This is a genomic window from Shewanella sp. SG44-6, from assembly GCF_014164185.1.
GTDB classification, from domain to species: Bacteria; Pseudomonadota; Gammaproteobacteria; order Enterobacterales; family Shewanellaceae; genus Shewanella; species Shewanella vesiculosa.
The window spans coordinates 1-5775 of the sequence record NZ_JACJER010000197.1 but is presented as its reverse complement, the minus strand read 5'-3'; the positions used below and the strand labels follow the sequence as shown (position 1 = coordinate 5775).

The 5775-nt window shown below is 40.6% G+C and carries 4 protein-coding genes, 2 tRNA genes and 1 pseudogene; 2 read left to right on the top strand and 5 right to left on the bottom strand.

What is annotated here, in order from left to right:
• Positions 1–335 (bottom strand): cytochrome b (locus H5185_RS20950; RefSeq protein WP_182743071.1); only part of this gene is annotated, 335 nt, incomplete at its 3' end.
• 932 nt (positions 336–1267) lie between these two features.
• On the opposite strand from H5185_RS20950, the gene H5185_RS20945 reads away from it, so the two are divergent.
• Together H5185_RS20945 and H5185_RS20940 are read left to right on the top strand one after the other, a co-directional pair.
• Positions 1268–1343, top strand: a tRNA-Phe gene (locus H5185_RS20945).
• 6 nt (positions 1344–1349) lie between these two features.
• A tRNA-Thr gene (locus H5185_RS20940) sits at positions 1350–1425 on the top strand.
• 308 nt (positions 1426–1733) lie between these two features.
• Here H5185_RS20940 and nagP read toward each other — a convergent pair.
• The 4 genes and pseudogenes from nagP to H5185_RS20920 form a co-directional block, all read right to left on the bottom strand.
• Positions 1734–3038, bottom strand: a complete 1305-nt coding sequence (gene nagP / locus H5185_RS20935; RefSeq protein WP_371697520.1) for an N-acetylglucosamine MFS transporter NagP — start codon at positions 3036–3038, stop codon at positions 1734–1736.
• 142 nt (positions 3039–3180) lie between these two features.
• Complete coding sequence (gene nagX, locus H5185_RS20930; protein WP_182743072.1) at positions 3181–4341, bottom strand: transmembrane glucosamine N-acetyltransferase NagX; 1161 nt, start codon at positions 4339–4341, stop codon at positions 3181–3183.
• Positions 4342–4380: 39 nt separating this feature from the next.
• Complete coding sequence (gene nagA / locus H5185_RS20925) at positions 4381–5532, bottom strand: N-acetylglucosamine-6-phosphate deacetylase (RefSeq protein WP_182743069.1); 1152 nt, start codon at positions 5530–5532, stop codon at positions 4381–4383.
• 36 nt (positions 5533–5568) lie between these two features.
• Positions 5569–5775: pseudogene (locus H5185_RS20920) on the bottom strand (SIS domain-containing protein); the annotation flags it as partial.

Below are 5775 nucleotides of genomic sequence, written 5' to 3'. Positions count from 1 at the left end.
GTCGAAATCATAATTCCTGAACACATAATGAGTAACATTAACGTATAAAGAGCAGTATGCGCCCACTTAGCCGCACGTTTTTCCCATGGCTGATGGTTCGATAATGGACTAGGAGCATGTGATATGGTCCGCCAAACAAACCTCAATAGTGTTAATCCAAGTAAAAGCAGACCGACACTTTTATGAAAATGTGGTGCCGTTTGGTACCAACTACTATAGTAGGTAAGATCTACCATCCAATAGCCGACGCTAAATAGACCAATAACAGCGATGGCGGACAACCAATGAATCATAATGGTCACTAAACCATAGCCAGTCGGAGTGTTTTTTAACATGTCTTACTTTCCTCTAAACAAGTCACAACATTTTAACGTTAATTTTGGGAAAGAAAATCAGTAAAAATAGCCAAAATCGTTCTATAAAATAGAATTAATAGATTTTAAGATAGAGAATGACCGCATAATTAAGCAAGCTCTAATTAAACATATATCAATTGTAGTCACTACTGATCAAATATCATCAAGCCCGGTTGTTCGTCCGTCGTTAACATTCTTCAAACTAACCGGTTTAATTTTTATGAAACAAAGCGACACAAGTGTTAAAGACTCTGTCTCTAGCTGCGCTAATATCTGGTAAAAAATTTATAAGATTAAAAGAGCTTCGGGCAGCGTTTGTGGTGAGTGCAAATTGCGTTATCGCTTACTGATGTAGCATAACGACATGCCATAAACACAGCCTTGAATTAAACGGCTATACATAGCTGGACAATTAATGTTGTTAGATTAGCAGGCATAATTCAGACCTATCTGAATCACTTCTCTCCCGTTGAGTAAATGTCCTCGCATTTCAGTGAACCTAAATTAAGATAAAATGCGCTATAAAAAGTTCACTTCTTTACATGTAAAGAAGTGAACTATCAACGACTCGAGCTGGCCGTTAAAGCCAAAACTCTAACTATTTAGTTAAAAATCGGTCTAATGCAGATCAAGAAACGACAAATTCAATTTTCTGATTACTTTTTATGTAATCGTCAGCAAGTATCTATGACTTTATTCTTGGTGATTAATGCTGATAAACCACTTTCTGGGGTTAAAATCGATAAAAAAGCATCATTTTGCACATTAACTAGCCGAACGAGTGAAAACATTTAAAAAACCACTTGCACGATAAAATCCATCACTATACTATGTGCGCACTCCAGACGAGACAGGCATTGATTACCAAGTTAATACCTAGTTTGCAGTAGATAACTAACACTTAGTTAGTTGCCCGAATAGCTCAGTTGGTAGAGCAGAGGATTGAAAATCCTCGTGTCCCTGGTTCGATTCCGGGTTCGGGCACCACAATTAGCCGGCATAGCTCAGTTGGTAGAGCAACTGACTTGTAATCAGTAGGTCCCGAGTTCGACTCTTGGTGCCGGCACCATAAAAAACAAAAAAGCCACTCAATGAGTGGCTTTTTTGTATCTAATTATCCCCACCTACTAAATAATACAAGCTCACATTAAGCCCGGTATTCGCCCATAAAGCACAACGAATTCAGCTATATCAATATTACTGGATAAATGATTAAGAGTTTGCCTTATCAGATTAACTTAACCTCAAATAAACAATCAAAGATATAACAGCTTAGATTAACCCGCATCCCCGGCAGCGTTTCAGAGACATACTATAAGCAAAAAGAGAGCCTAGGCTCCCTTTTTCGGTTGATAAAATCGCTTTAAACGGTAAACGCTATTTCCAACGTCTCATCTTATGACCTTTAACGGCATAAAATAGAATGAATAAGTAGCATGGAAACATCACCATATACCCACCCTGCATACCTAAGGATGTCGCTGAACTGGTTAGTCCCCAAAATAGTGGTCCAAAAGCGCCACCGGCAATCCCCATGATTAACAATGCAGAACCTGTGCTGGTCAGTTTACCCATACCTGAAAGCGCCAATGGCCACACAGCAGGCCATACTATGGCATTGGCTAAGCCTAAAAATGCAATCATCAATAATGTATCGGGAAGTTGGGCACCACCAAAAGGAACTAATAAAGCGTTAGCTATGACATAAGACTGGCTATCACCAAACACGATACCGGCAGTTAATATCAGTCCTAAAATAGCACTGAGCATTAATGCATTAGGTTGGGAAATAAAACGGGGAATACAAATAATGCCCAAGGTATAACCTAGCACCATGCACAGCATGGTATAGGATGTCATTACCCCGTAATTCTCAACACCTAGCGTCAATGCAAATGTTCCAATCGTGTCGCCAGCAATAACCTCAACAGCCACATAAACAAATAAAGCAATAACACCTAATGCCAAACTTGGATGAGACAAAGCTTGTTTGATCTGGCCTTTTTCTGAATCGATTTCTGCTTGATCTTGTTCCAATTCAGGCAGAGGTGATTTTTTCACTGCAAAAGCAAGAACACCAATAAAGATAGCCATGCCAAGATAAGGATAAATTAAGCTATTGGCCATTTCATCAATTTGAATAGAGGTTAATTCAGTACCGACTCGCTCTTTAAAACTATCTAAAATAAGTGCTGTGAATACCATAGGTGCAATCACGCCGGCGCCTTTATTCAAAATACCCATTACGCTTACACGTGCTGCGGCTGACTCTTCAGGACCTAAGCGAACCACGTAAGGATTAACCGCTGTTTGTAATAGTGTTTGCCCTGTCCCCATGACAAGCTGAGCCACTAGAAATAATATAAACACTTGGGTTTGGGCTGCTGGGATAAATAATAAACCAGCCAACATCATTATTCCCATGCCTAATGCCATACCATTTTTATAACCCACTTTACGAATAACCCAGGCTGAGGGTAATGCGGTAAACGTTACCGCAATATAAAATGAAAAGAGTATTAACGAAGCTTGAAAAGGGCTTAGCTGTAATATTTGCTTTAAGTAAGGCATTAAGGAGCCATTTAACCAGGTAGCAAAGCCAAGAATAAAAAATAAAATTGCCACAATTGTCATTGGTACAACACTATTTTCTGCCGATGTTTTTGTTGTTGTCATTTCCATAAACCTGCTCATTATTATATTTATAGGGAGGACTTAGTGGTTTAGAAATATCAATATTAATTGAGGAATATTAATACACACTCACCACTAAGACAGCCTTGTCATCCATAACTAACAACTCACTTTAATAGCTGAGTTAACCTTATACTCTTATGAATATTTTTCGACGGTACATCCACCACAGTACGAGCCATTGCACTGTGACTAAACCTATGACACTGATCATTAACTGACTGGAAGCTGGTGCTGAACGTATCACTCCACCTAACAAGCTTTGAGTGATATAAGACCAATCAAGGATACTTGTTCCTAAATAAACAATAATGGAGTTAACACCAATAATAACAAATACATAAGACCATTTTTGCCATTTTAGTACATCGATAATGGCATAAAATACGCTAAAAAATAGTAAGCTCCACCCTAATGTCACGAGTACAAAGCTACTGCTCCACAGATCTTTATTTACAGGAATAATAAAGTCGAGTAACCACCCGCCGGACCACAGAAGTAGCGCACAGAGCATCATAATGCTCACTTTGGCCCAATCGCCTTTGGGGTGTGGCTTAACAATATATTGGCCCACAAACACACCACATAATGCGTTAATGACCGCAGGGAATGTCGATAGCACGCCTTCAGGATCAAGTGCGCGATGCTGATAAGCCATACCCGGTCGTAATATATTGTCTATATAAGTATTAAGACTTCCATCTGCAGTAAATACTCCTGCTTGGCCGCCAGGAAAACCAACAAAACACTGTAATAAAATATAAAAAATGAACATCAATATGGTGATTAATATTTGAACTCGCAGCGAGGTGTGCCACACCACCATTGCCGCAAAAAACCATGCAAAACCAATACGCGCTAGCACACTTGAAAATCGAATCTGTTCAGGGTCAACAGGGATCCCTGTCCCCCATCCATGGTTATATAACACTCCCAATGCAATCAGTAACAGTAAACGTGTTAATGCATAACGGTATAGCGGAATTCGCTCACGAAAAGCCAATAAGTCGATACGCTTAGGTGATAGACCGAGCGCCACACCCGATAAGAAAATAAACAAAGGGAAAATTAAGTCATAAAAGGTAAAGCCGTGCCATTGACTATGTTGGGTCTGAGCTTCTGCAACACGCCATCCCGCCCACCCCGTTAAAGCAAATAACGCGGCAAAAATGCCTTCGCCACCGATAATCCAAAACATGTCAAAGCCACGTAATGCATCAAGTGACATAAGTCTGGGTTTGCTGGGCTTATCACGTTGAGTATTAGACTCAATTTTGCGATTAACTGACATCATAGTCTCTTTCATATTTACACAATTAGACAGTAAGCTTTACTGCGCAAAAACGACGTTGCCAGCAATATAGGTGCGACTGACTTTATTGGCCGGATTTAATAACACTAGATCAGCTCTATAACCTGGTTTAATTAAACCTAGTTGTTGCTCTAAACCGAGAAATGTTGCTGGATATAACGATGCCATTCGTAAAGCTTCTTCATGACATAATCCAAGCATAGCCACGCTATTATTCACCGCCCCAACCATGTCTAAAACACAACCGGCTAATTCTCCCGTGGCTGCATTAAGCCTGTCCCCCTGACGAGTAACCTGAGTACCAAATAATTTGAAACTGGCATCATCACTCATACCAACAGGCGGCATAGCATCGGTTACCAGCATGACTTTACCTTTAGGCTTAGCATTTATGGCTATTTTTGCTGCCGCAGGATGAACATGATGTCCATCGACAATTAAGCCACACCAAGCATCTTGACTTTCCAGCGCAGCACCGACCATGCCAGGTTCGCGTGAACCTAAAGCAGACATCGCATTATATAAGTGGGTAAATCCTGTAGCTCCAGCCTCTAATGCTGCATTCACTGTGTCATAGTCAGCATTTGAGTGCCCTAAACAGACTTTGACACCTGCTGACACCAGTGCCTTAATAACCTGAGTTGACACATTTTCAGGCGCCAGCGTGACCACTTTAATGCCTAAGTCTTGACGACTAAAAATACTCAGTTCTTTTTCACTAATTTGCCGAATATAGCGCTGTGGATGTACACCTTTTTTAGGCACACTTAAATGTGGACCTTCAAAGTGAATACCTAAAACACCAGCTTGTTGATTTGCAATAGCCACCGCAACCGTATCGGCTGCTTTTGTCATGATACTTACATCATCAGTAATTAATGTGGGTAAGAAACCTGTGGTCCCAAATCGTGCATGAGCACGGCCAATAATTTCAATACACTCGGTACTAGGCTCAGCATTAAATAACGCCCCGCCACCACCGTTCACTTGCACATCGACAAACCCAGGTGTGAGCGTACCCGCTAATTTTGTGACGGTATGGTGTTCGACATCAATTACATCTTCAGCACGTATGACAGCAGTAATCTTGCCTGCATCTATGGTTACGGCCATATTTTTATGAAATGACTCACCATCAAATAATCGCTCAACAATCAGGATTTGTTTCATAATACTCTCTGCTCTATATCAATTTTAATGAAGCAACTATAGTGTTTGAGTGACCTTCTTTAAGCCCGCGGGTTGATCAGGATTAATGCCACGGGCAATTGCGACTGCGGCAACATCAATGTAAAAACGCTGCAGTAATGCTAAAAGCGCAACTCGCGGATGAATATCTGCAGACGTTTGATTTAGATGCACTAAATCAGCACCTCGCTGCCTAACATTAGCAATTTGTTCTAGTTCGGAAGA

Coding starts and splice junctions, on each gene's coding strand:
- nagP (WP_371697520.1), bottom strand. CDS start 3,038: ATGGAAATGACAACAACAAAAACATCGGCAGAAAATAGTGTTGTACCA.
- nagX (WP_182743072.1), bottom strand. CDS start 4,341: ATGTCAGTTAATCGCAAAATTGAGTCTAATACTCAACGTGATAAGCCC.
- nagA (WP_182743069.1), bottom strand. CDS start 5,532: ATGAAACAAATCCTGATTGTTGAGCGATTATTTGATGGTGAGTCATTT.